This is a genomic window from Mitsuaria sp. BK037 (assembly GCF_014193045.1).
Lineage (GTDB): Bacteria > Pseudomonadota > Gammaproteobacteria > Burkholderiales > Burkholderiaceae_C > Roseateles.
Map to the genome: position 1 here is coordinate 2,732,699 of NZ_JACHYS010000001.1, position 23,749 is coordinate 2,756,447.

Sequence of the window (23,749 nt, forward strand, 5' to 3'; positions counted from 1 at the left end):
CGATCCCGCCCGCGCGACCGCGCGTCACCCCTTGTGGGGGTCGGGTCTTGCAGGGGCTTGCAGCCCCGGTCCAAGGCGCTTATCTTGGACGTCCGAGTTCCGTCAGATGTCGCCAGGAGGCCCCATGAAACCGGTGTCCGAACTGCTGAAGAACCGCGGCCCGAGCGTCTGGCGCGTCGCGCCGGAAGCCACGGTGTTCGATGCGCTGCACCTGCTTGCGCAGCATGATGTCGGCGCCTTGCTGGTGATGGAGGGCGATCGGCTGCTCGGCATCTTCTCGGAGCGCGACTACACGCGGAAGATCGCCTTGCAGGGGCGTGATTCGCGGCACACGCCGGTCAAGGATGTGATGACGCCCAACGTGTTCGTGGTGAAGCCCGACACCGACTGCCGCGAATGCATGAGCCTGATGAGCCAGCGCAAGATCCGCCACCTGCCCGTCGTCCAGGGCAACCAGGTCGTGGGCATGCTCTCGATCCGCGACTTGATGGACAACATCATCGCCGACGACGAAATGACGATTGCCCAACTCCAGAGCTACATCTACGGATAAGGGCGAAGCCCTGCAGGCAAGGCGCGGCGCGGTCAGCCTGGCCAGAATTGAAGCGCACTGTCGGCGCCGGACTTCGGCGGGCGTGCCTTCGGGGGCTTGTCGGGGGATGAGGGAGTGCCCATCGCGATCCAGCCGAGCAAGGTCTCGCCCGGCTCGCAGAACGCGGCGATGAGGCCCGGATCGCGCGCCTTCGCACCGCTGAGCATCTTTCCGCCGAAACCCAGCGCCTGCGCGGCATTCAGGAAATTGGTCAGCGCGCCACCGACGCAGGCCCACTGCTCATGCGCCGGCACCTGCGGATGACCCAGGTCCAGGCGCGCGACCACCGCCACCGTCACCGGCGGGCGCAGCGCGCGCTCCTCGTCCATCGCGATGCCCGTCTCGTCCTTGCCCGCCCGGCGCGCAGCCGCCGCGAACAGCGCGGCCATCGACCGGCGCGCCTCCCCGCGCACGACCTTGAATCGGAACGGCACCAGCGCCGCATGGTCAGGCGCGTGCAGCGCCGCCTCCGTCATCGCGGCCAGCGCCGCATCGTCCGGGCCCGGCTCGATCAAGTACTTCGGACCCACCGATGCGCGCGTGAGCAGCAGCTTCAGGGCTTGGTCGTTCATGGCGCCCCTCCTTCATCCAAGGGCTTGCGGCATCGTGCCGCCGAAGCGGCGACCCACGACGCCGCCAATCAATGATTCAAGCGCCGCCGCGCCGCGTAGGAGCAGGCATCGACGGCCATCACCAGCACCAGCATCGCCAGCAGCACGGTGCAAGTCTCCCGCATCTGGAACAGGCTCAGGTGCAGGCTGAGCATCTGCCCCAGACCTCCCGCACCCACGACGCCCAGCACCGTCGCGGCCCGGATGTTGTTCTCCCATCGGTACAGCGTGTAGCTGAGCAGCTGCGGCGCCGCCTGCGGCAGCGTCGCGAAGGCGAAGACCTGCCAGCGCGACGCGCCCGCCCAGCGCAGCGCCTGGGCGGTCTGCGGCGGCGCGTTCTCGAGCGCCTCGGCCATCAGCCGGCCCAGCACGCCGGTCGTGTGCAGCGCCAGCGCCAAGGTGCCCGGCATCGGCCCCAGTCCCGCCGCCACCAGCAGCAGCGACGCCCAGACCAGCTCCGGCACGCTGCGCAGCGCATTGAGCAGCAACCGCGACGCCCAGCGCAGCGGCCCCGGCGGCCGACTCGCCAGCAACGCCACCGCCAGTCCGGCGATCGCCGCCAGCCCGCTGCCCAGCGCCGACATCGCCAGCGTCTCCAGCGCGCCCTGCCCGACCCGACCGAGGAAGTCCGGCGCGAGTTGCGGTGGGAAGAACTCGGCCAGGAAGCGGCCCATCTCCGCCAACGCGCTGGCGCCGACCAGCTCGCCCCAGCGCAGCGGCAGCGTGACGACGCTCATCACCAGCAGCGCCAGCAGCGCCGCCAGCAACGCCCGCAGCCCCCAGCGCGCGGGCGGTCGGGCGGACAGCGGATGCAGTGACTCGCCGCCCTGCCCCGCGGTGTGTGCCGGCCGCAGCCAGGCGCTGATGCGGTCGGCCATGGCCACCAGCGCGATGAAGATCAGCAGGATGGTCGCCACCTCGGAGCCGGCGAACATCTTGGTCGCGTTGTCCAGTTGCTGGCCCAGCCCGCCGGCGCCGACGAAGCCCAGCACCACCGAGGAGCGGATCGCGCATTCCCAGCGGTAGACGGTGTAGCTGACCAGTTCCTCCGAGCAGCTGGGCAGCGCGCCGAACAGCAGCGCCTGCAGCCGCCCGGCGCCGCCGCGCAGCAGCGCCTGTGTCGGCGCGGCGTCGGCGCTCTCCAGGATCTCGGCGTAGACCTTGCCGAGCATCCCGCCGTAGGACAGCGCGATCGCCAGCACGCCCGCGCCCGGTCCCAGACCGATCACGCGCACCAGCATCAGCGCCCATACGAGTTCCGGCACTGAGCGCAGCACGACCAGCACCGCCCGCACCGCCCAGCGCAGCGCCGCCGGCCCCGCCGCCATGCGGCCGCTCAGCGCCGACACGGACAGCCGCGCCGTCGCCAGCAGCGCCAGCGGCACCGCGATCACCCAGGCGAGCGCCAGCCCGACCGTCGCCATCGCCACGGTGCGCCAGGTGTCGGCGGCGAGCATGGTCAGGAACTCGAGGTCCACGCGCGGCGTCAGGAACTGCCCGGCAAAGCGCATCGTCGCGCGCAGGCTGCGCTCGTCCAGCAACTCCCAGGGTCGGAACTCGCACCAGACCAGCAGCGGCCACAGCACGACCAGCACGGCGACAACAAGCCCGACCCGCTGGGCGGCCGCCGGGTCGCGCCGCCACGGCGCCATGGCCGGCGATGACGACGCGCGGTCGGCGCCACCTCCGCCGCCACGACCGCTTCCTGGGCCGTCGTGCCGTTCGGCGCTGCCGGCGTTCATCGGCACATCGCCTGCGGCGGTGCGGCGGTCATCGGCGCGTCGTCGGGCGTCGAGGGGGATTCATTCAGCAGGTCGGCGTAGATCTCGTCCAGCTGGCGGGCGCCGAGCTCCCGTGGCGGGCCGTCGTAGACGAGCCGGCCCTGGCGCAGCGCGATCACGCGCGGGAACAGGCGGCAGGCGAGATCGACCTGATGCAGGCTGCACACGAGGGTGCGGTCCTGGGCACGGGCGGCTTCCTGCAGGACGGCGAGCACCCGCTGCGCGCGCTGCGGATCGAGGGCCGAGAGCGGCTCGTCGGCGAGCCAGAGCCGCGCCTGGGACACCAGCAGTCGCGCCACGGCCACGCGCTGGCGCTCGCCGCCGGAGAGCTGGTCCACGCGCGACCAGAGCCGGGCGCCGAGCTCCAGCCGTTCCAGCGCGTCGAAGGCCAGCCGAGCCTGGGCCTGGTCGGGGCTGAACAGCATGCGCAAGCTGCGGGCCACCGAGGCACCGGGCAGCCGACCGGCCAGCACGGCGGTCACGACGCGCTGGCGCGGGGGCAGCGGTGGGTGCTGCGGCGCCAGCATCAGCGTGCGGCGCAGCTGGTGGCGTTCGCGGGAGGACAGCGCCCAGCCGTCCTGGCCGCCCAGGCGCAGCGTGCCAGCGGCGGGGCGCGAGGCCAGGGCCAGCGCATGCAGCAGCGAGGTCTTGCCGGCGCCCGAGGCGCCGATCAGCGCGACCTGCTCGCCGGGCTCGATCCGCAGCGACAGCGGCTCGATCAGCGTGCGCGCGCCGGCCTGCAGCCGCAGGCCCTCCAACACCAGCAGGGACATCGCGCTCGTCTCAGCTCACTTCAGCAGGCCGGCGTTCTCGGCGGCCGCCTTGATGCCGGCGTAGTTCTCCGGCTGCGTTGGCACGAACTTCGTCGCGCGCTGCAGCTCGAGGATCTCCTTGCCTTCCGGCGTCGAGGGGCTCAGCTTCAGGAAGGCGGCCTTGAGCTTTTCCTTCGTCGCGGCGGGCAGGTCGGCGTGGACGCTCCAGTTGTAGTCGTAATACGGCGGGGTGGTGAAGAACACCTTCAGGGTGCCGGTGTCGACCTTCTTCTCGGCGACCAGTTTTTCCCAGACGGAGATGTTGAGCGCGCCGGCGTCGACCTTGCCGGACGCGACCGCGGCAACGGTGGCGTCATGCGCGCCGGAGAAGGAGATGCGTTTGAGGTCGGTATCGGGATTGATCTTCGCGGCGAGGAGGAAGGAGCGCGGCATCAGGTGGCCGGAGGTCGACGAGGCCGAGCCGAAGCTGAGCGTCTTGCCTTTGAGGTCCTCGAGCTTGCGGATGCCGGACTGCGTATCGGTGATGAACACCGAGCGGAATTTTTCGTCTTCCTCGCGTTGCACGAGGGGGACGATCTTGCCGCCGGAGCGCACGTTCGCCTGCACGAAGGTGAAGCCCCCGAACCAGGCCAGTTCGACCTTCTTGTTGGCGAGGGCCTCGACGGCGGCGGCGTAGTCGGTGACGGGGGTCCACTCGACCTTCACGCCGAGTTCCTTCTCGAGGTACTTGCCGAGCGGCGCGAACTTGCGCGCCAGTTCGGTTGGTGACTCGTCGGGAATGGCGGTCACGCGGAGGACCGGCGGCGAGGTCTGGGCCTGGGCGGAACCGATGCTGCTCGCGATGATCAGCGAGGCGGTGGCGATCCCCTGCAGCGCACGGCTGACATGGTGGAAGAGGCTGGACATCAGAGAGCTCCTGGGGGTGAGTTATCCGCAGTCAAAGAACTGGCTACCCGAGCGGCGGCCGCATGAGCCAGCGCCAAGAGGACTGCCGGCAGTCAAAGAACTTGCCGCCCTTAGGGCGGCCGCAGTAGCCAGCGACATCGGATGGCCGTTGCGAGCGGCCCGAGGTTGCGCCGAGGAGCGGAGCCGTACTGTCGTACGGCGAGCACCGCAGGCGCAAGATCGGGCCGCGCAGCCGGCCAGCCGATGTCGCTGGCGGAGGGGCGTGGGGGTCGAACCCACCCAACGGCGCATGGCGCCATTCACCGGATTTGAAGTCCGGCCGATCCACCGGGGTCGTTGCCTCTCCGTTGTTGGGGTGTGGGGTGTTCGATGAACAACTGGCAGTCGTTCCGCAGCCGATGGGCGTCGCCCACGCGCCGGAGCAGTCCGACCTTGTCGAAGAACTCCAGCACCTGGATGGCGCGCTTGCGGCCCAGGCCGCTGCGGTCGCGGAACTCCGCGGCCTTCACGTCGCCGTCGGCTGCCGAGTCCCTGGCGATCCGTGCCAGAGCCTGGATCGCCGGGGGCGCATGGTACAGGTCCTTCACCACCTGGAACAGTTCCCCGCGCTGGGCCAGTCGTGCCAGCGTCGTGCGCACCAGCGCCTCGGGCTCGCCGGCCTCCTTGGCCAGGTCGCGGGCCCAGACGCCTTCGAAGCCGGCCGCCAGCAGCCGCGGCAGCACCTTCTGAGCCAGCCGCTCATCCAATGCCGACAGCTGCACCCCATGCGCCGGCAGATGCACGGTCGCCCCGCTGACGACGACGCGCCCTGCCGCGGCCAGCCGCTGCACGAGCGCGCGCCACAGCGGCTCGGCCATGCGCGGCGCGGCCAGCCGGCGCCAGCGCGCGAGGTCGGGCCCGAGTTCTTCCGGCTGCTCCTGGTGATAGCGCTGCAGGCGTTCCTGCGCGGTGTAGGCCCACTGGGCCGTCTGCGCGGCGCCGAGCGCCCACAGCGGCCCGTCGGCGCCCGGCACGACGGTGATGTCGCCCGCCGCCGCGGTGCCGGCGCCGCCCGCCGCCGCGTAGCCCACCGCGTTCCCCGCCCCCACGCTTGCCGCACCGCCCCCGTTCGTCCCCGCTCCACCCACGGCGCCGATCCCCGCCACCAGCGCCGCGCGGGTTCCCCCGGCAATGCCCTGCCCGGCCGCGAAGCGGACCAGGTCCACGCCCATCGGCGCCTGGCCCAGCAGCCCTTCGAGCCGCTGCAGCGGCGTGTCCGCCGTCAGCGCGACCAGTTCCGCGAGCCGCTGCGGCGTGCGTCGATAACGCGCCGGCGCCTGCGGATCCAGCACGACGCCGCCGGCCAGCGCCCGCGTCGCGGAGGCATCGCGCAGCACGATCCGATCGCCGGCCCACGCGCCGATCGGTCGGTGCAGCACCACCTGAACGAAAGCCTCGCCACCGGGCTGCAGCGCCTCGACCGGCCTGCCACCCAGGCCGCCGAGCACCGCCACTGAGCCCGTCACTTGCGCCGCGCCTACATGCACATGCACCGGCGTGCCGCTGCGCAGCGCCCGGGCCTCCTCGGGCCAGAGGCGCAGCCGCGCGTCCAGGCGCTCGGTCCACTGGGCGACTTCCGGCGCGGCCAGCCACTGTCCGTGTCCGACCTCCTCCTTCTCGAGCCCGACCAAGCCGATGGCCACGCGCTGCCCGGCCGAGGCCTTGACCGCCACCGCGTTCTGCGCATGCAGGCTGCGCACTCGCGCGCGCAGCGGCGCCTGGCCCGGCGCGGGCGGCAGCACCACGAGCTCGTCGCCGACGGCCAGCTCGCCCGCATGCGCGGTCCCCGTGCAGACGGTCCCGACGCCCGGCAGGCTGAACACCCGATCGACCGCGAGCCGGAAACCCAGCCCGGCCCCCACGCGCGGCGGCAGCGCCGCGGCTTCGGCGATCAGGTGCTCGCGCAGCGGGCGCACGCCAGCGCCCGTTGTCGCGGCGACCTCGAAGATCGGCGCGCCCGCGAGCGCCGTGTCCGCCACGAGGGCGCGGATCTCGTCATGCCGACGCGCACGGGTGGCGGCGTCCACCCGATCGCATTTGGTCAGCGCGATCGTGGCCCGCTCCAGGCCCAGCAGCGACAGCAGCGCCAGGTGCTCGCGGGTCTGCGGCATGACGCCGTCATCGGCGGCCACCAGCAGCAGCGCATGGTCGATGCCGGTCGCGCCGGAGAGCATCGTGTGCACCAGGCGCTCATGCCCGGGCACGTCGACGAAACCGATGCGCCGGCCGGCACCGTCGCCCCCTCGGCCCCCCTCGCCGCCCACGCCCTGGCCTTCGCCCCGCCCCTGGCCGGGCACAAGGTCCAGATACGCATACCCCAGCGCGATGCTGATGCCACGCCGCTTCTCTTCGGGCAGGCGGTCGGTGTCGACGCCGGTGAGCGCCTTCACCAGCGTCGTCTTGCCATGGTCGATGTGGCCGGCGGTCCCGACGATCACGCGAGCGACTCCTTCAGCAGCGCGAGCTGCTCGATGAACGCCACCTCCTCGCGCGCCTCGTCCAGGCAGCGCAGGTCCAGCCAGAGCTCGTCCGACTGCACCCGCGCGATCACCGGCAGCGGCAGCGCGCGCAGCGCGGTCTGCAGCTCGTCGAGCGCGCGCCCCACGCCGCGCTTGCCCGGCAGTTGCGGCGTCAGCACCAGCCCCGCCGACGGCAGCGTCTCCACCGGCAGCGACCCCGAGCCGATCTGTCCGCGCATCGTGCTCACCCGCACCGCGAAGCGCGGCGCGACCGCGGCCTGGACGCGCGCCAGCAGCCGGTCGGCCTGCGCCTCGATCTGATCGACCGGGCGCGTCAGCAGCCGCAGCGTCGGCAGGTCCTGCGTCAGCCGGTCCGGCCGCAGGTACAGCCGCAAGGTCGCCTCCAGCGCCGCCAGCGGCAGCTTGGACAGCCGCAGCGCGCGCTTCATCGGGAACTTGCGGATCTGCTGGACCAGGTCCTTGCGGCCGACGATCAAACCGGCCTGCGGCCCGCCGAGCAGCTTGTCGCCGCTGAAGGTCACCACGTCGCAGCCGTCCGCCAGCATCTGCTGCGGCAGCGGCTCGGCGGGCAGGCCCCACTGCGCCAGGTCCACCAGCGAGCCGCTGCCCAGGTCCGTCATCAGCGGCACGCCCGCCGCCCGGGCGATCGGTGCCAGCGCCGCTTCGCTGACCGAGGCGGTGAAGCCCTGGATCGCGTAGTTGCTGGTGTGGACCTTCAGCAGCAGCGCGGTCTGCGGGCCGATCGCGGCCTGGTAGTCCCGCGCGTGGGTGCGGTTGGTCGTGCCGACCTCGACCAGCTTCGCGCCCGCCGCCGCCATCACGTCGGGCATGCGGAAGGCGCCGCCGATCTCGACCAGCTCGCCGCGCGACACGATCGCCTCCTTGCCGCCCGCCAGCGCCGCGATGCCCAGCAGGACGGCCGCGGCGTTGTTGTTGACCACCGTCGCCGCCTCGGCGCCGGTGATCTCGCACAGCAGCGACTCGACCAGGCTGTCGCGGTCCCCGCGCTCGCCGCGCGCGAGGTCGAACTCCAGGTTGTTCGGCGATCCCATGCAGGCCAGCACCTGCTGCAGGGCCTCGTCGGCCAGCAGCGCGCGGCCCAGGTTGGTGTGCAGCACCGTGCCGGTCAGGTTGATCACGCGCCGCATCCGGGGCGCCAGCCGCTGTTCGCAGCGCCGCTCGAGCTCGGCGGGCAGGTGTCGCAATTCATGTGCCGCCAGCGTGCCCTCGACCGCGCGGCGACGCCAGGCCTCGAGCAGCCGGCGGGCCTCCCCGGCCACGAAGGCATGGCCGTGGCGCGCCATCAGGTGGGTGACGGCCTCGTCGCGCAGCAGGCGGTCGACGGAAGGCAGGTCCTTCGGCGCGGCGCCGGTCGTCCCGGTGGCCGGGCCGTTGGCGCCGTTAACGCCGTTGACGCCGCTGGTGGCCGTAGCCGCCGCCGCGGCGGTCGCGGCCGTGGTGCCAGGAGTGGAAGGGTCGGAAGCGGCTGCCGGGGAGCCTGCCGTCGGACCATGAACCATGGATGCCTCGGGCGTCATGCTCAGCGCCCTCCGGGATCGGGAGGCGGCGCGCCGGGCCGGCCCGGTGGATCGAGGCCCGCGCCCGGGCCGCCATCCAGCGAGGCCTCGGCCTCGCCCAGGATCAGCATCGGATTGAAGCCCTGGCGCACCAGGCCGAGCTCGCCGACCAGCAGGTCCAGCGTCAGCGTGGCGAGGTCGTCGGCCAGCGGTTCGACCTGCAGGTCCTTCTCCATGTGGACCTGCTTGAGGTAATGCCCGCAGGTCTCGCAGCACTCGGCGGCGACCGCCTCGGCCTTTTTCCCCTCGTCGTCGACCAGCGTCTGGAAGCTGATGCCCTTGGTGCCCTGGCAATGCGTGCACTTGATGCGCACGTAATGCCATTGCGCGCCGCACAGCGAGCAGGCCAGGAAGCGCTGCCCCGACTGCTCGGCCGCGACGCGGGTGATCGAGGCCACCGGCCGCGAGCCGCAGCACGGGCACACCGTGGGGTCGTCGATCATGCCGAAGGGGGCGACGTTCTCGCCCTGGTCGCTGCGCTCGTAGCGCTCCTGCAAGCCGGTGACCAGCCGCGTCCAGTACACCTGCAGCGCCGCGGCGACCAGGGGCGCCGCCGCCGGATCCAGGCCCGGTCCGCCGCCCGCCAGCAGCGCCGCGGCCTGCTGCTCCAGCCAGGCCTCGTCCGCCTGCGCCAGCCGGGCGACCAGCGCCTGCGCCGGTTCCGGGATCGCCGCGCCGCGCATCGCGGTCAACAGCGCCTGGAGCTCTTCGCGCCAGACGGCGTCGCGCGGATGGCTCAGCGCCTCCACCGGCGGCAACCCGCCCACCATCGCGCCATTGATCAGCACCTCGTCCGGCAGCTTCAGCGCGCGGGGCTGCTTCAGCAGCTCATGCTGGCGCTGCGCCAGCTCGGCCACGAACAGCAGGTAGTCGCGCATCGCATGCCCGTCGGCCAACTGGCGCAGCCGCAAGGCGCGCTCGGCGAAGAGGCCGGGTTCCGGCACCTTCACCGGCGCCGCGCGGGCGCCGGCATTGACGGCGATCTCTTCCGGGCTCATCACCCGGATGGGGCTGCTGGGGGTCATGCGGGGGGACGCTCCTTCACTGCCTTGTGCCACAGCGGATGATGGTGCGCGGCCCAGGTGTCGGTGACTGTGCCACGGGTCATCGCCCGGAACGAGCCCTTGACCCAGATCGCGGCGTAGACATGGATGATGATCGTCAGGATCAGGATCGCCGCCGCCGCCGCATGCAGCACCACCGCGACGCGGCGCATCAGGATGTTCCCGTCGGGGAACCAGGCGTGCCAGAACATGAAGCCGGTCACCAGCAGGATCAGCAGCGACACGACCATGATCCAGAACACGATCTTCTGGCCCGCGTTGTACTTGTGCGCCGGCTGCGTGCCGTGCTTGTGGCCGCCGAAGATCATGTCCCCGCTCTGGCGCATCCATTGGCGGTCCGCGTCGGTCCAGCGGTTGTCCCGCCACAGCTGCGCGGCCAGGAACGCGAACGCCACCACCATGCCCAGCCCCATGTAGGGGTGCAGGATGCGCGCCCACGGCCCGCCGCCGAAGAGGTGGCTCAGGAAGAACAGGCTGGGATGGAAGAAGGCCAGGCCCGACAGCCCGGCGCACAGGAACAGCAGCACGATGAGCCAGTGGTTGATCCGCTGGCTGTCGCGATAGCGTTGCAGCAACATGTCGATCTCCCGGTGAAGGTCAGAGACCACCGCCCGCCGGCGGCGCGGCGGGGTCGCGCGGCGCGTCGCCGTGCTTCGCGCGCTCGTAGGCGAGTTCCTCGTCCTCGTCCGGCTCGTCGTGTCCGGTCTTCTGCGGCCCGACCTTCATGTAATGGAAGAAGCCCGCCACCGCCGCGCCGATCATCGCGGCCACCGCCAGCGGCTTGGCCGCGCCCTTCCACAGCGACACCAGCGGACTGATGTGCGGATCCTTGGGCAGGCCGTGATAGAGCTCGGGCTGGTCGGCATGCTGCAGCACGTACATGACGTGCGTGCCGCCCACGCCCTGCGGGTCGTAGACGCCGGCGTTCTGGTAGCCGCGCTCCTTCAGGTCGACGATGCGCTCGGCGGCAAACTCGTGCATGTCCTCCTTCGAGCCGAAACGGATCGCGCCGGTCGGGCAGGCCTTCACGCAGGCGGGCTCCAGGCCCACGCCGACACGGTCGGAGCACAGGCTGCACTTGTAGGCCTTGTTATCGGCCTTGCTGATGCGCGGCACGTCGAACGGGCAGCCCGTCACACAGTTGCCGCAGCCGATGCAGTGCTCGGAGATGAAGTCGACGATGCCGTTCTGGTACTTCACGATCGCGCCGGGCGCGGGACAGCTCTTCAGGCAGCCGGGGTCCTCGCAGTGCATGCAGCCGTCCTTGCGGATCAGCCACTCCAGCTTGTTCTCGACGACCTCGACCTCCGAGAACCGCATCACCGTCCACGACTGCGGCGTCAGGTCACGCGGGTTGTCGTAGGTGCCATGGGTGTCGCCGACGTCGTCGCGCAGGTCGTTCCACTGCATGCACGCCACCTGGCAGGCCTTGCAGCCGATGCAGGACGACACGTCGATCAGCTTGGCGACCTCCGGCGTGGTGCGCCGCGCGTCGGGACTGGGCAGCGTCGTGGCGGAGCGCAGCGCGATGTCCAGGGATTGCAATGAAGACATGGCGGTTCCTCAAGCTTTTTCGATGTTCACGGTGAAGCTCTTGAACTCCGGCGTCTGGGTGTTGGCATCGCCCACGAAGGGGGTCAGCGTGTTCACCAGATAACCGGGCTTGGCCACGCCGACGAAGCCCCAGTGGTTGGGCAGGCCCACCGTGTGGACCCGCTTGCCGCCGACATCCAGCGACGCCACCCGTTTGGTCACCACCGCCACGGCCTTGATGAAGCCGCGGTTGGAACTGACCTTCACCTGGTCGCCATTGGCGATCCCCTTCTCCTTCGCGAGTTCCTCGCCGATCTCCACGAACTGCTGCGGCTGGATCACCGCGCTGGTCCGCACGTTCTTGGTCCAGTAATGGAAGTGCTCGGTGAGCCGGTAGCTGGTCGCCACGTACGGGAACTTGTCCGGCTTGCCGAAGGCCTCGCGGTCGGCCTTGAACACCCGGCCCGCCGGGTTGTTCATCGCCTTGGCGTTGTTCGGGTGCATCGGGTTGACCGTCAGCGGCGACTCGAAGGGCTCGTAATGCTCCGGCAGCGGACCGTCCACCATGCCGCTGGGCGCGAACAGCCGCGCCACGCCCTCGGCGGTCATGATGAAGGGCCGCACCGCGTCCTCGTCGTTGGGATTGGCGTCGGGCCGGATGTCCGGCACGTCCGAGCCGCCCCACTTGTCGGTGAAGGACACCAGCCGCCGCTTCGGATTCCATGGCTTGCCGGTCGGGTCGCAGGAGGCGGCGTTGTAGAGCACGCGCCGGTTCGCCGGCCAGGCCCAGGCCCAGTTCAGCGTCTGGCCGATGCCCCACGGATCGCTGTTGTCGCGCCGCGCCATCTGGTTGCCGGCCTGCGTCCACGAGCCGGTGTAGATCCAGCAGCCGCTGGAGGTCGAGCCATCGTCGCGCAGCAGGCCGAAGCCCGACAGCTGCTCGCCCGCCTTGGCCAGGACCTTGGTCGGGTCCTTCGGATCGGTCACGTCGGCCAGCGCCTTGCCGTTGTATTCCATCGCCAACTCCTCGGCCGAGGGGCTGTGCGGGATCTTGTAGGGCCAGCTCAGGTTGACGATCGGATCGGGGAAGGCGCCGCCGTCCTTCACGTACAGCGCGCGCAGGCGCAGGAAGATCTCGGCGATGATCTCGGCGTCGCCCTTGGCCTCGCCGGGGGGCTCGGCGCCTTTCCAGTGCCACTGCAGCCAGCGGCCGGAGTTGGTCAGCGAGCCCTCCTCCTCCGCGAAGCAGGTGCTCGGGAAGCGGAACACCACCGTCTGGATCTCCTCGCTCTTCACGTCGTTGTGCTCGCCGTAGTTCTTCCAGAACTCGGCGGTCTCCGTGTTGAGCGGGTCGATGATGGCGAGGAACTTCAGCTTGGACAGGCTCTCGACCACCTTCTTCTTGTTGGGGAAGGAGCCCACCGGGTTGAAGCCCTGGCAGATGTAGCCGTTGACCTTGCCCTGGTGCATCAGCTCGAAGGCCTGCAGCACGTCGTAGCCCTTGTCCCACTTGGGCAGGTAGTGGAAGGCCCAGTCGTTCTCCTTGGTCGCGGCCTTGCCCCACCAGGCCTTCTGCTGGCTGACGAAGAACTTGGGGTAGTTCTGCCAGAAGCTCATCTGGTTGGGACGCAGCGGCTTGAGCGCGCGGGTCTTGTAGTAGGTCTCGAGGTCCTGCTCCGAGTCCTTGGCCAGCGACATGTAGCCCGTCAGCGAGGTCGACAGCAGCCCCAGGTCGGTCAGGCCCTGGATGTTGCTGTGGCCGCGCAGCGCGTTCATGCCGCCGCCCGGCTGGCCGATGTTGCCCAGCAGCAGCTGCATCAGCGCGCCGGTGCGGATGATCTGCGAGCCCTGGCTGTGCTGCGTCCAGCCCAGCGCGTACATCACCGTCATCACCTTGCCGGGGACCGAGGTCTCGGCGATCTGCTTGCAGACCTCCAGGAACTTGTCCTTGGGCGTGCCGCAGATCTCGCTCACCTTCTCCGGCGTATAGCGCGCGTAGTGCTGCTTCATGACGTTGAGCACGCAGCGCGGGTGCTGCATCGTCATGTCGACCTTGGCGAAGCCCTTCTCGTCGAGTTCATAGGCCCAGGACGCGTTGTTGTAGGCGCGCTTGGCCTCGTCGTAGCCGGAGAAGAGGCCGTCCTCGAACTTGTAGCCCTCGTTGATCAGGAAGGTCGCGTTCGTGTAATGGCGGACGTATTCCTTCTGGATCCTGTCGTTGCTCAGCAGGTAATTGATGACACCGCCGAGGAAGGCGATGTCAGACCCCGCGCGGATGGGCGCGTAGTAGTCGCTCATCGCCGCCGAGCGCGTGAAGCGCGGGTCGACCACGATCAAGCGGGCCTTGTTGTGGTGCTTGGCCTCGATCACCCACTTGAAACCGCAGGGGTGGGCCTCGGCGGCATTGCCGCCCATGATCAGGACGAGATCGGCGTTCTTGATGTCCACCCAATGGTTGGTCATCGCACCGCGGCCGAACGTCGGGGCCAGACTGGCCACCGTCGGTCCGTGTCAAACGCGGGCCTGGTTGTCGAACGCGAGCATCCCCGTCGAGCGCATCGCCTTGTGGGTGATGTAGCCCGACTCGTTCGAGGACGCGGAGGCGCAGATCATGCCGGTCGAGAGCCAGCGGTTCACCGTCCTGCCATCGGCATTCGTGGCGATGAAGTTGGCATCGCGGTCCGCCTTGAGCAGCTTGACGAAGCGGTCCATCGCCTCGTCCCAGCTGACGCGCTTCCACTCCTTGGACCCGGCCTCGCGGATCTCCGGGTACTTCAGCCGGTTGGGGCTGTGCACGAAGTCCAGCAGGCCCGCGCCCTTGGGGCACAGGGTGCCGCGATTGACCGGGTGGTCCGGGTCGCCCTCGATGTGGATGATCTCCGGGGTGACGTTCTTCGCCTTGTCCCCCAGCGAGTACATGATGATCCCGCAGCCCACCGAGCAGTAGGGACAGGTGTTGCGGGTCTCGGTTGCCCGGGCGAGCTTGAACTGGCGCGTCTCGGCCAGTGCGGCGCTTGGAGAGAACCCCAAGGCCACGAGGCTGGAGCCCATCACGGCCGCCCCGCTCACCCGGAAGAAGTGCCTCCGGTTCATGTCCATCTCGTGTGCCTCCTGGGTTCGACGCCGTTGCCGACCTGGGTGAAATGCACGACCGTCACGCGGTCCGTCCAAGTATTTCGGCACAAAGCCCGGGCTTTGTCCAATACGGACTCACCCTTTGACGAGAGGACGAACCGCAGGACGCACGACCGATGGGAGAGGTTTTTCCTGAGCGCACCGTTGTGCGCTGCAGCAGCCGTCGGCGAGGGTCAGGTGTTTTTCGAGATGGTGATCGTCGGGAATTTCGACGAGTAGTCCTTGGCCTGCCCCGCCAGCTTCACCGCGATCTTGCGGGCGATCTGGCGATAGGCCTGGGCATGCGGGCCGTCGGGCTCGGCCACGACGGTGGGCTTGCCGCTGTCGGCCTGCTCGCGGATGGACAGCGCCAGCGGCAGCGAGCCCAGCAGCTCCTGGCTGTACTGGTCCGCCATGCGCTGCCCGCCACCGCTGCCGAAGATGTGCTCGGCATGGCCGCAGTGGCTGCAGATGTGGATGGCCATGTTCTCGACGATGCCCAGGATCGGCACACCGACCTTCTCGAACATCTTCAGGCCCTTCTTCGCGTCGATCAGCGCGATGTCCTGCGGCGTGGTGACGATCACCGCGCCGCTGACGGGCACGCGCTGCGACAGCGTGAGCTGGATGTCGCCGGTGCCCGGGGGCATGTCGATGACCAGGTAGTCCAGGTCGCGCCAGCGCGTCTGGCGCAGCAGCTGCTCCAGCGCCTGGGTCGCCATCGGGCCGCGCCAGACCATGGCCTGGTCGTCCTCGACCAGGAAGCCGATCGACATCAGCTGCAGCCCATGCGACTCCAGCGGCTCCATCGTCTGGCCGTCGGTGCTCTCCGGCCGGCCGTGGACGCCCAGCATCAGCGGCAGGCTGGGGCCGTAGATGTCGGCGTCCAGCAGGCCGACGGTGGCGCCCTCGGCCGACAGCGCCAGCGCCAGGTTGGCCGCCGTCGTGCTCTTGCCGACACCGCCCTTGCCCGAGGCGACGGCGATGATGTTCTTCACGCCCGGCAGCAGCTGCACGCCGCGCTGCACCGCGTGCGCGATCACCTTGCTGCTCAGCCCGACGCTGACGTTGCCCACGCCGGGCACCGAGCGGGCCGCCGCCACCAGCGCGGCGCGCAAACCGTCGATCTGGCTGGCCGCGGGATAGCCGAGTTCGACGTCGAAGCTGACCGTGTCACCGGCGATCTTCATGTTGCGCAACTGCTTCGTCGAGACGAAGTCGCGACCGGTGTTGGGGTCGATGACCTGTTGCAAGGCCTGGAGCAGCTGGACTTCTGGGATCTGGGACATGGGCGTGCGGCGGAGCGGGTCGCGAGAACCCGGGGGTCGGAAAACGGATGAACGGGCGAACGGCGGGAGCGCCCGCTCGAGCGGGGCGCACGGTCGGCGGACGCTCGGGCCGAGCAGTCTAGCCCAGCCTGAAAAGGCCTCTGGTGGGCGGCGGAACGTCCACACCCGCGGGCCCGCCTGCTCATTGAAGGAAAAGCCGTTCATGCCGAGTCAGAGGGGCGCCCAGGTCGACCGATCGAGGCCATGTCCTGCCGCCGCGCGCTCGCCCAGCATGCAGGCCCATGAAATTCAAGATCTGCGCCGCACTCCTGCAACTGATGCGCCCGGTCGCCGGCAGCCTCCACCGCCTGTGGGCGCGAAGCCCTGGCCGGCGCAAGACCTGGTCCAGCCGAGCGCTCGTCGAGCCGCCCCGACGCCCGGTCCCGCGCCTCATCTGGAGCTACTGGCATGACGCCGCCCTTCCCCCGGTCGTCGCGGCCTGCGTCGCGAACTGGCGACGCCACGCGCCCGGCTACACGATCCGACTGCTGCACCGCGACACGGCGCTGGCGGCGCTCGACGGGCTGCCGCTGCCTCGTGCCTTCGATGCCTGGCCGGCTTATCGGCAAGCGGACTGGTTGCGTGTCGCGCTGGTCGGCCGGCATGGCGGGCTGTGGCTCGATGCCAGCATGTTCCTGACGCGCTCGCCGGACTGGCTGCTCGCGCTGGCCACGCGCCAGCGGGGATTCGCGGGCTTCCACCTGAACGCCGGGGGTGCCGGCGAGCCGGTGGCCTGGCCCTACCTCGAGAACTGGTGCTTCGCGGCACCGCCGGGCGACCGATTCGTGCTGGCCTGGGAGGCCGAGTTGCGGCAAGCGATGCGCCACGGCGAGACCGCCTATCTCGCGCAGCTGGGCAACGCGCGGGATGCCCTGCTGGCAGGCATCGATGGGCCGCACTACCTGGTCATGCATGTGGCGGCTCGCGTCGTGCTGCGACGCGACGGGCCCTTCAACGTGCATCTGCTGCCGGCGGAGGATTCAGCCTTCTTCTACCAGTCCCGCACCGGCTGGCGCCGCTGGCGATTGATGCTGGCCCTGCTCGGGTGGGGGCGCCGCCAGGACACGCCGCTGGTGAAGCTGCGCGGCACGGAGCGGCATCGACTCGGCGCGCAGTGCGCGCACCGGGCTCCGTTGCGGCACAGCCTCGTCGCGACGGAATTGCCGGAGCTCGCAGTGCGCCCCCGCGCTTGAATCGCCAAGCGGCGCAAGCTTCAGGCCAAGCGGAAAAGAAAAAAGGCCGCAGCGGTTGCTGCGGCCTTTTGATGCTTTTTGGCGCCTTGCTGGCGGCTCCGGGATCGATTCAGCGTCGTGATCCGATGTCGGAGCGAATTTGGTGGGCCCTGAAGGATTCGAACCTTCGACCAACGGATTAAGAGTCCGCTGCTCTACCAACTGAGCTAAGAGCCCGAGAATCTTTTCGTTCCGCTGGATTCTCTTGAATCCGGCGAAGCGGCGATTATGTCAGATATTCAGTCCGCTTGGCACCGAATCCTCGCTGACTTCGTTTCGTCGTTCAGGAATCGCACGCGAGTTGCGATTTTCATGTCGACGATCCGACAAGGATCGGTTGGTGGGCCCTGAAGGATTCGAACCTTCGACCAACGGATTAAGAGTCCGCTGCTCTACCAACTGAGCTAAGAGCCCCCAAGAAAACCATCCGAAGTGGGTGGTGGGTCGTGCAGGATTCGAACCTGCGACCAACGGATTAAAAGTCCGCTGCTCTACCGACTGAGCTAACGACCCGAAGCCGCACTTCAAGCAGTGAAGGCCGGGTTGCCCCGACCTCCGCTACGTCGCTTCGAGGTGTTTGCCCCTCAGCAGAGCCTCAGATTATAGGATGGATTTTTGCGGCCGCGCAAGGGCCTTCAAATAACGCCGCACCAACTCCGCCGCCGCGACCATGCCGAAGCCCGCCGTGACCGCCACGCTCGAGCCATAGCCATGGCAATTCAGGTTGGCGTCCAGGTCGCAGGCCGCCACGCCCTCGGGCCGGGTGACCGGCTCGCGCGAGAACACGCAGGTCACGCCGATCTTCCCGGCGCGCGGCGCCGCATGGAACTTGCGCAGCCGCTGACGCAGATTGGCCAGCAGCGGATCGTGCGTGGTCTCGGCCAGGTCCAGGATCTCGACGTCCTGCGGCCGATGCTTGCCGCCGGCCGCGCCGATGCAGACCTGCGGCAGCTGCAGGGCCCTCGCCCAGGCCGCGATCCGCGCCTTGGCGCGCACCTGGTCGCAGGCGTCGACGATGCCGTCCACCTGCACGTCGCCCAGCAGCGCGGGCCAGTTCTGGTCGTCGACGAAATCCTCGATGGTGAGGACCTCGCAACCCGGATGGATGTCGGCGATGCGCTGCTTCAGCGCCTCTGCCTTGGCCATGCCCAGCGTGCTGCCCAGGGCCTGCACCTGGCGGTTGATGTTGGATTCGGCGACATGGTCCAGGTCGACCAGCACCAGGCGGGCCACGCCCATGCGGGCCAGCGCCTCGACCACCCAGGAGCCCACGCCGCCCAGGCCGACGACGCAGAAGCGCGCGGCGCGCAGCCGCGCGTAGTCGCGCTCGCCATGCAGCCGGCGCAGGCCGCCGAAGCGGCGCTCGGCGTCCGCTTCCAGGTCGAGGGGGCCGTGCCCGGTGTCAAGGCTCACGATGGTCGCGCGGGGGCGCGGCTCAGCGCAGGCCGGCCGCGCGTTCCTTGGCGGCCCGGGCCGCCTCGCTGCCGGGATAGGCCTTCTGCAGGTCGTCCAGCGTCTTGCGGGCGCTCTTGGTGTCCTTGAGCTCGATCTGGCAGTTGGCGATCGCCAGCAGGCTCTCCGCGGCGCGCGGGTGATCCGGATTGGCGGCGACGAAGGCCTTGAAGGTCGCGATCGCGCCCTTGTAGTCGCGCTTGCCGTATTGGGCATTGCCCAGCCAGAAGCGCACCGAATCGGAATAGCCGCTCGCCGGGAACCGGGTCAGGAAGGTGGTGAAGGCGGACACCGCCTCATTGAAGTCGCCGCGGCGGATCAGGCCCATCGCGGCATCGAACTGGCGCTTCTCTTCCGGATCGGCCTGGAATTCCTTGCCGTCCAGCGACACCTTCTGCGGCTCCAGCGGGCGCAGCCGGTTGTCGAGCGTGGCCGACTGGTCGGCCACCTTGCGCTGGGTATCGGACAGGTCGCGCGCCAGCTGCTCGTTCTGGCCGCGCATGCGGGCCAGGTCCGACTTCAGCGCCTCGATCTGGCCGGAGAGGTCCAGCAGGCCGCGCCGGGCGGTCTCGAGCTGGTTCTGCAAATCCGAGATCCGGGCACGCTGCGACTCCTCGTTCTGCGCCATCTTGGTCCGCAGGTCGAGGATGGCCTTGCGGGCCTCGTCGTCCTCGAACAGCGCGGCCCGGGCGGGACCGGCGGCGCTCAGCGCCAGCAGCACGCCGAGCAGCGCGGCACGCGCCACGGCCGTCGGCGAAGAGGGGAAGGAACGGAGGGGTCGCAGCATGCTCATGTCACCGGATTACTTGTCGCGCAGCTCGACGCGGCGGTTCTTGGCCCAGGCTTCCTCGTTGTGGCCGGTGTCGGCCGGACGCTCCTTGCCGAAGCTCACCGGCTCGACCTGGTTGGCGGCCACGCCCAGCAGCGTCAGCGACTTGGCGACGGCTTCAGCGCGCTTCTGGCCCAGGGCCAGGTTGTACTCGCGGCCGCCGCGCTCGTCGGCATGGCCTTCCAGGCTCAGCGCCAGCGTCTTCTTGTTGTTCAGGCGCTTGGCGTGGTTCTCGATCAGCGAGCGGTATTCATCCTTGACGACGAAGCTGTCGAAGTCGAAATACACGACGCGCTGGTTGGACACGGCGGCGTCCAACTGGGCGCCCAGGTCCACGGTCTGCACCGGACGCTGACCGGCGTTGTCGGTGGTCGGCGGGGTCGGGGCGGTGGTTTGCGTCGGGGTCTTGTTCTCGACCGGGGCCGGCTCGTCCAGCTTGGTCGAGCTGCAGGCGGTCAGGGCTGCCGCGGCCACCAGGCCAAGCATCAGTTTTTCGATTTTCATGGGCATACGCTCCTATGGGTCAAAGCGGGCGGGGGTTACGGGCAGGACATGGCGGTAGGACTACGCCGCCGGTGAAGCCGCAGGAAACAGCAATTGTGAAGCATCGGCCGACAGGTCCGCGAGGCAGGCCCGCGCGGGCGGCCAGTCGTCCGACACGTCGCGCTCATGGCTCGCACGCGGCGGGCGAAGCGCGACGCCAACGTAGGCAATCCATGTGCCCGGCGTTGCGAAAGCCTCGGGATTCTCGACAGGACGCAAGGCCGGCACCTGTGCCGCTCAGTTCCCGAACGGGCCCCAGGCGGGCTCTCGGATGTCGGAAACCCCGGGCGTGGCGAGCTTGGCTTTGACCTTGCCGTCGAGCGTGGTGGTCATCAGCACGTCGCGGCCGCCGGAGCGGGTCGCGTAGACGATCAGCTTGCCGTTGGGCGCGAAACTCGGGCTCTCGTCGTCGCTGGTGTCGGTGATTTGCTGCACCTGGCCGCCGGCCAGGTCCATCACGCACAGCTTGAAGGTGCCGCCGCCGACGCGGGTCACGTAGGCCAGCGTGCGGCCGTCCGGGCTGATCGACGGGCTGATGTTGTAGTTGCCGCTGAAGGTCACTCGCTCCGCGCTGCCGCCGCCGGCGGGCATGCGGTAGATCTGCGGGGCCCCGCCGCGGTCGCTGACGAAATAGATCTGCGCGCCGTCCGGCGAGAAGGTCGCTTCCGTGTCGATGGCCGAGGTCTGCGTCAGGCGCTTGGCGCCGGAGCCATCCTTGTTGATCAGGTACAGCTGGGAGCCGCCCTCGCGGGAGAGCGTCACCACCAGTTGCTGGCCGTTGGGCGAGAATGCCGGCGCGCTGTTGGTGCCGCGGAAGTCGGCGACCTTGCGACGGCGGCCGCTGCGCAGGTCCTGGATCCACACCACCGCCTTGCGCGACTCGAAGCTGACGTAGGCCACCTCGTTGCCGTCCGGCGACCAGGCCGGCGAGATGATCGCCTCCGGGCTGTTGAGCACGGTCTGCTCGCCCTCGCCGTCAGCGTCGGAGACCCGCAGCGAATAACGCGGGCCGGCCTTGTTCACGTAGACCAGGCGGGTCGCGAAGACGCCTCGCTCGCCGGTGAGCTTCTGATAAATGGCGTCGGCGATCTTGTGGGCCGCCAGGCGCAGGTCCGCGGCGACCACCGGCACGCTCTCGCTGCCCAGCTCGGTGCCCTTGACGACGTCCCACAGCCGGTAGCGCACGTCGAAGCGGCCGTCGGCGAGCCGCGTCGCGGAACCCGCGGCCAGCGCGTCGGCGGCGCGCGCGCGCCAGTCGACGAACTGGGGCTGGGAGGTCTCGGTCATGCCGGCCTGGCCGGGCACGATGCTGAACTGGCCGCTGCGCTCCAGGTCGGCGCGGATGATCGCCGCCAGCGGCTGGCCAGTGGCCGACTCGTTGTTGAAATCGCTGATCGCGATCGGCAGCCGGGTGGCGCCGACACCGGCGATCTCCACCCGGAACTGGGCCAGCGAAGGCATTGCCACTCCGGCGGCCAGGCCACCGAGCAGTCCGCGGCGCGTCAGCGCGCCCATGCCTTGAGGAAGAAGAGCGGAGGGGGAGGCAATCGTCTTGGTGCTCATCGGCTTGCGGAACGAATGGAGGCCCGATTGTGCCCGAGGCCTGTGAGGTTGTTACGAATCGGCGAGGTTACAAAGGGCAAAGCGGTCGGCAAGCGGCGCGCCAGCCCATGCAGGTCGGTGTCCCCCTCCGATGCGGGTGGCTCGAAGCCGCCGGCCCCAACTTCGGCCATGGCTGGCCCGGGGACAACTCCCCAGACTTCGCGGTTCGCCACCTTCCCCGCCCTTGCCGTCGACACGAACCGCCCGATGACCAGCACCGCCTACAAGCATTTCATCGCCGCCTCGGCCCACCTCCACCGCCTGGTCCGGGCGCAGCTCGTCGGGGACGACGGCCTGGCTCACGCGCCAACGCAGATCCTCGGCGCCGCGCGCCTGGCGGGGCTGCTGATGTTCCGCGGCTTCCGCGTCGACAGCAGCGCCCTGGCGCCCGGCATGCGGATGCTGTCCGATGAAGCCCGCCACGGCGGCCTGCGCCTGCGCGACGCGCTGTTCGCGACCTTGCGACAGCTGGGCCACCCGCTGGTCTCCGACGACCTGGACCCGCACTGCATGACACCGGCGCTGTCGCGGCTGGCCTTCGTCGAGGTCCATGAGCGCCTCACCCCGTCGACGCTGGCCTATCTGGAGCAGTCGCCGATGGGCGTGCGCAATGCGGCGCTCGCGGCGGCGGCGGCCTGCGCCGGACTGGTCCACGACCACGCCGCCGCCCTGCCCGCGCACCAGGCGGCGGCCCTGGCCTGCTGCGGTTTCGACGAAGGCCTCACCACCGTGCCCTGGCCCCTGCGGCCGGCCCAGCTCCTGGCAATGCGCGGCTGGGCCGCGACGGCTCACATCAGGACGATGTCGTAATGCTCGGTCTGGTTGGTCGGCTCGGCCGTCAGTGAGATCGGCTTGCCGATGAAGTCCGACAGCCCGGCCAGGTGCTGGCTTTCCTCGTCGAGCAGCATCTCCACCACGTTGGCCGCCGCGACCACGCGGAACTCCCTGGGATTGAACTGCCGCGATTCGCGCAGGATCTCCCGCATGATCTCGTAGCAGATGCTGCGCGCGGTCTTGACCTGGCCGCGGGCCTCGCAGGTGGGGCAAGGCTCGCAGAGCATGCGGGCCAGCGATTCGCGGGTGCGCTTGCGCGTCAGCTCGACCAGGCCCAGCTGCGTGAAGCCGCCCACCGTCACCTTGGTGCGGTCGCGGTTGAGCTGCTTGCGGAACTCCTGCAGCACCGCGGTCTTGTGTTCCTCGCGCGTCATGTCGATGAAGTCGACGATGATGATGCCGCCCAGGTTGCGCAGGCGCAGCTGCCGCGCGATCGCGCCGGCCGCCTCGAGGTTGGTCTTGAAGATCGTGTCGTCGAAGTTGCGCGCGCCGACGAAGCCGCCGGTGTTCACGTCGATCGTCGTCATCGCCTCGGTCTGGTCGATGATCAGGTAGCCGCCGGACTTCAGGTCCACCCGCCGCGCCAGCGCCCGGGCGATCTCCGCGTCGATGTTGTTCAGGTCGAAGATCGGCCGCTCGCCCCGGTACAGCTCCAGCTTCGCCGTGGCGGCCGGCATGTAGGTCTCGCCGAACTGGCGCACCACGTCGTACTGCAGCTTGGCGTCGATGCGGATCGAGTTGGTCCGCTCGCTCGCCAGGTCGCGCAGCACGCGCTCGACCAGGCTCAGGTCCTGGAACAGCAGGCTGCCGGGCGGCAGGCGCAGCGACTTCTCGCGGATCGACGCCCAGGTCTTGCGCAGGTAGGCGATGTCGGCGCCGAGCTCCTCATCGCTCGCCTCCTCGGCGTTGGTGCGCAGGATGAAGCCGCCGGTGTTGCCGTCCTGGACCCCGGCCGAGACCAGCGTCTGCATGCGCGCGCGCAGCGCGTCGCGCGCCTCGGGCGAACCGATCTTCTGGGAGATGCCGATGTGATTGTCCTGCGGCAGGTGCACCAGCAGCCGGCCCGCGATGGAGATCTGCGTCGACAGCCGGGCGCCCTTGGTGCCGATCGGGTCCTTGATGACCTGCACGGTCAAGGCCTGGCCCTCGTAGACGAGGCGCTCGATCGGGGTCGCCTGGCCACTCTCGCCGTGATGGCCGCGCGGGCTCACGCCGTTGAGGTGCAGGTCGGCCACGTGCAGGAAGGCCGCCCGCTCCAGGCCGATGTCGATGAAGGCGGACTGCATGCCGGGCAGCACCCGCGCCACCTTGCCGAGATAGACGTTGCCGACGAGGCCGCGTTCCAGCGTGCGCTCGATGTGCAGTTCCTGCACGGCCCCGTTCTCGACCACGGCCACCCGCGTCTCCTGCGGGGTCCAGTTGATCAGGATGTCTTCCATGTTCTTGTGCTCCAGCGCTC

19 protein-coding genes and 4 tRNA genes are annotated in these 23,749 nt (G+C 69.7%); 3 read left to right on the top strand and 20 right to left on the bottom strand.

Annotated elements, in window-relative coordinates; all coding sequences use genetic code 11:
• Positions 1-124 precede the first annotated feature (124 nt).
• The gene (locus tag FHT37_RS11425; RefSeq protein ID WP_091733960.1) at positions 125-553 is read left to right on the top strand and encodes a CBS domain-containing protein; all 429 of its coding nucleotides are present in this window, start codon (positions 125-127) and stop codon (positions 551-553) included.
• A 32-nt stretch (positions 554-585) separates the two neighbouring features.
• Here the strand turns inward: FHT37_RS11425 and FHT37_RS11430 are convergent, their stop codons facing one another.
• The 12 genes from FHT37_RS11430 to apbC form a co-directional block, all read right to left on the bottom strand.
• Entirely contained in the window at positions 586-1,164 is a 579-nt protein-coding gene (locus FHT37_RS11430; protein ID WP_183480865.1) for a nitroreductase family protein, read from the bottom strand.
• A gap of 68 nt (positions 1,165-1,232) precedes the next feature.
• On the bottom strand, positions 1,233-2,855 hold the full coding sequence (phnE, locus tag FHT37_RS11435; protein WP_183480868.1) for a phosphonate ABC transporter, permease protein PhnE: 1,623 nt from the start codon (positions 2,853-2,855) through the stop codon (positions 1,233-1,235).
• Between the two features lie 86 nt (positions 2,856-2,941).
• Positions 2,942-3,757, bottom strand: coding sequence for a phosphonate ABC transporter ATP-binding protein (locus tag FHT37_RS11440; RefSeq protein WP_183480871.1), 816 nt, complete (start codon positions 3,755-3,757; stop codon positions 2,942-2,944).
• Positions 3,758-3,772: 15 nt separating this feature from the next.
• The gene (locus FHT37_RS11445; RefSeq protein ID WP_183480873.1) at positions 3,773-4,663 is read right to left on the bottom strand and encodes a putative selenate ABC transporter substrate-binding protein; all 891 of its coding nucleotides are present in this window, start codon (positions 4,661-4,663) and stop codon (positions 3,773-3,775) included.
• 250 nt (positions 4,664-4,913) lie between these two features.
• A tRNA-Sec gene (locus FHT37_RS11450) sits at positions 4,914-5,009 on the bottom strand.
• The gene (locus FHT37_RS11455) at positions 4,963-7,140 is read right to left on the bottom strand and encodes a SelB C-terminal domain-containing protein (RefSeq protein ID WP_183480876.1); all 2,178 of its coding nucleotides are present in this window, start codon (positions 7,138-7,140) and stop codon (positions 4,963-4,965) included. The genes FHT37_RS11450 and FHT37_RS11455 overlap by 47 nt, the downstream gene beginning before the upstream one ends.
• Positions 7,137-8,702, bottom strand: a complete 1,566-nt coding sequence (gene selA / locus FHT37_RS11460; RefSeq protein WP_183480879.1) for an L-seryl-tRNA(Sec) selenium transferase — start codon at positions 8,700-8,702, stop codon at positions 7,137-7,139. Before selA ends, FHT37_RS11455 begins: the two co-directional genes overlap by 4 nt.
• Positions 8,703-8,722: 20 nt before the next feature.
• Positions 8,723-9,784: a formate dehydrogenase accessory protein FdhE gene (fdhE, locus tag FHT37_RS11465; RefSeq protein WP_183480882.1), complete on the bottom strand. Its 1,062-nt coding sequence runs from the start codon at positions 9,782-9,784 to the stop codon at positions 8,723-8,725.
• The gene (locus FHT37_RS11470; RefSeq protein WP_091733976.1) at positions 9,781-10,401 is read right to left on the bottom strand and encodes a formate dehydrogenase subunit gamma; all 621 of its coding nucleotides are present in this window, start codon (positions 10,399-10,401) and stop codon (positions 9,781-9,783) included. Before FHT37_RS11470 ends, fdhE begins: the two co-directional genes overlap by 4 nt.
• 19 nt (positions 10,402-10,420) lie before the next feature.
• Positions 10,421-11,377: a formate dehydrogenase subunit beta gene (gene fdxH / locus FHT37_RS11475; RefSeq protein ID WP_183480885.1), complete on the bottom strand. Its 957-nt coding sequence runs from the start codon at positions 11,375-11,377 to the stop codon at positions 10,421-10,423.
• Positions 11,378-11,386: 9 nt separating this feature from the next.
• Positions 11,387-14,455 carry a formate dehydrogenase-N subunit alpha gene (gene fdnG / locus FHT37_RS11480; protein WP_183480888.1) on the bottom strand — a complete coding sequence of 1,023 codons (3,069 nt, stop codon included), beginning with the start codon at positions 14,453-14,455 and terminating at the stop codon, positions 11,387-11,389.
• Positions 14,456-14,664: 209 nt separating this feature from the next.
• Positions 14,665-15,759, bottom strand: coding sequence for an iron-sulfur cluster carrier protein ApbC (apbC, locus tag FHT37_RS11485; RefSeq protein ID WP_147241946.1), 1,095 nt, complete (start codon positions 15,757-15,759; stop codon positions 14,665-14,667).
• Positions 15,760-16,040: 281 nt separating this feature from the next.
• Here apbC and FHT37_RS11490 point away from each other — a divergent pair, with 281 nt between their 5' ends.
• On the top strand, positions 16,041-16,991 hold the full coding sequence (locus FHT37_RS11490) for a glycosyltransferase family 32 protein (RefSeq protein WP_183480891.1): 951 nt from the start codon (positions 16,041-16,043) through the stop codon (positions 16,989-16,991).
• A gap of 140 nt (positions 16,992-17,131) precedes the next feature.
• Here the strand turns inward: FHT37_RS11490 and FHT37_RS11495 are convergent.
• The 7 genes from FHT37_RS11495 to tolB all read right to left on the bottom strand — a co-directional run bounded on the left by FHT37_RS11495 (position 17,132) and on the right by tolB (position 21,417).
• Positions 17,132-17,207, bottom strand: a tRNA-Lys gene (locus tag FHT37_RS11495).
• Positions 17,208-17,368: 161 nt separating this feature from the next.
• Positions 17,369-17,444, bottom strand: a tRNA-Lys gene (locus FHT37_RS11500).
• 23 nt (positions 17,445-17,467) lie between these two features.
• A tRNA-Lys gene (locus FHT37_RS11505) sits at positions 17,468-17,543 on the bottom strand.
• Between the two features lie 87 nt (positions 17,544-17,630).
• Positions 17,631-18,443, bottom strand: a complete 813-nt coding sequence (locus FHT37_RS11510; RefSeq protein ID WP_183480894.1) for a ThiF family adenylyltransferase — start codon at positions 18,441-18,443, stop codon at positions 17,631-17,633.
• A gap of 22 nt (positions 18,444-18,465) precedes the next feature.
• A complete protein-coding gene (gene ybgF / locus FHT37_RS11515) occupies positions 18,466-19,275 on the bottom strand; it encodes a tol-pal system protein YbgF (RefSeq protein WP_254783597.1) in 810 nt (269 codons plus the stop codon).
• A gap of 9 nt (positions 19,276-19,284) precedes the next feature.
• Entirely contained in the window at positions 19,285-19,815 is a 531-nt protein-coding gene (gene pal, locus FHT37_RS11520; RefSeq protein ID WP_183480897.1) for a peptidoglycan-associated lipoprotein Pal, read from the bottom strand.
• Positions 19,816-20,091: 276 nt separating this feature from the next.
• Positions 20,092-21,417 (bottom strand): Tol-Pal system beta propeller repeat protein TolB, encoded by a 1,326-nt coding sequence (gene tolB, locus FHT37_RS11525; protein WP_183480900.1) that lies wholly within the window; start codon positions 21,415-21,417, stop codon positions 20,092-20,094.
• Positions 21,418-21,663: 246 nt separating this feature from the next.
• On the opposite strand from tolB, the gene FHT37_RS11530 reads away from it, so the two are divergent.
• Positions 21,664-22,266 (top strand): hypothetical protein, encoded by a 603-nt coding sequence (locus FHT37_RS11530; protein ID WP_183480903.1) that lies wholly within the window; start codon positions 21,664-21,666, stop codon positions 22,264-22,266.
• Here the strand turns inward: FHT37_RS11530 and rng are convergent.
• Positions 22,245-23,729 (bottom strand): ribonuclease G, encoded by a 1,485-nt coding sequence (gene rng / locus FHT37_RS11535; protein WP_091733996.1) that lies wholly within the window; start codon positions 23,727-23,729, stop codon positions 22,245-22,247. The genes FHT37_RS11530 and rng overlap by 22 nt on opposite strands.
• Positions 23,730-23,749: the final 20 nt, after the last annotated feature.

Coding starts and splice junctions, on each gene's coding strand:
- FHT37_RS11425 (WP_091733960.1), top strand. CDS start 125: ATGAAACCGGTGTCCGAACTGCTGAAGAACCGCGGCCCGAGCGTCTGG.
- FHT37_RS11430 (WP_183480865.1), bottom strand. CDS start 1,164: ATGAACGACCAAGCCCTGAAGCTGCTGCTCACGCGCGCATCGGTGGGT.
- phnE (WP_183480868.1), bottom strand. CDS start 2,855: ATGGCGCCGTGGCGGCGCGACCCGGCGGCCGCCCAGCGGGTCGGGCTT.
- FHT37_RS11440 (WP_183480871.1), bottom strand. CDS start 3,757: ATGTCCCTGCTGGTGTTGGAGGGCCTGCGGCTGCAGGCCGGCGCGCGC.
- FHT37_RS11445 (WP_183480873.1), bottom strand. CDS start 4,663: ATGTCCAGCCTCTTCCACCATGTCAGCCGTGCGCTGCAGGGGATCGCC.
- selA (WP_183480879.1), bottom strand. CDS start 8,702: ATGGTTCATGGTCCGACGGCAGGCTCCCCGGCAGCCGCTTCCGACCCT.
- fdhE (WP_183480882.1), bottom strand. CDS start 9,784: ATGACCCCCAGCAGCCCCATCCGGGTGATGAGCCCGGAAGAGATCGCC.
- FHT37_RS11470 (WP_091733976.1), bottom strand. CDS start 10,401: ATGTTGCTGCAACGCTATCGCGACAGCCAGCGGATCAACCACTGGCTC.
- fdxH (WP_183480885.1), bottom strand. CDS start 11,377: ATGTCTTCATTGCAATCCCTGGACATCGCGCTGCGCTCCGCCACGACG.
- apbC (WP_147241946.1), bottom strand. CDS start 15,759: ATGTCCCAGATCCCAGAAGTCCAGCTGCTCCAGGCCTTGCAACAGGTC.
- FHT37_RS11490 (WP_183480891.1), top strand. CDS start 16,041: ATGAAATTCAAGATCTGCGCCGCACTCCTGCAACTGATGCGCCCGGTC.
- ybgF (WP_254783597.1), bottom strand. CDS start 19,275: ATGAGCATGCTGCGACCCCTCCGTTCCTTCCCCTCTTCGCCGACGGCC.
- pal (WP_183480897.1), bottom strand. CDS start 19,815: ATGAAAATCGAAAAACTGATGCTTGGCCTGGTGGCCGCGGCAGCCCTG.
- tolB (WP_183480900.1), bottom strand. CDS start 21,417: ATGAGCACCAAGACGATTGCCTCCCCCTCCGCTCTTCTTCCTCAAGGC.
- FHT37_RS11530 (WP_183480903.1), top strand. CDS start 21,664: ATGACCAGCACCGCCTACAAGCATTTCATCGCCGCCTCGGCCCACCTC.
- rng (WP_091733996.1), bottom strand. CDS start 23,729: ATGGAAGACATCCTGATCAACTGGACCCCGCAGGAGACGCGGGTGGCC.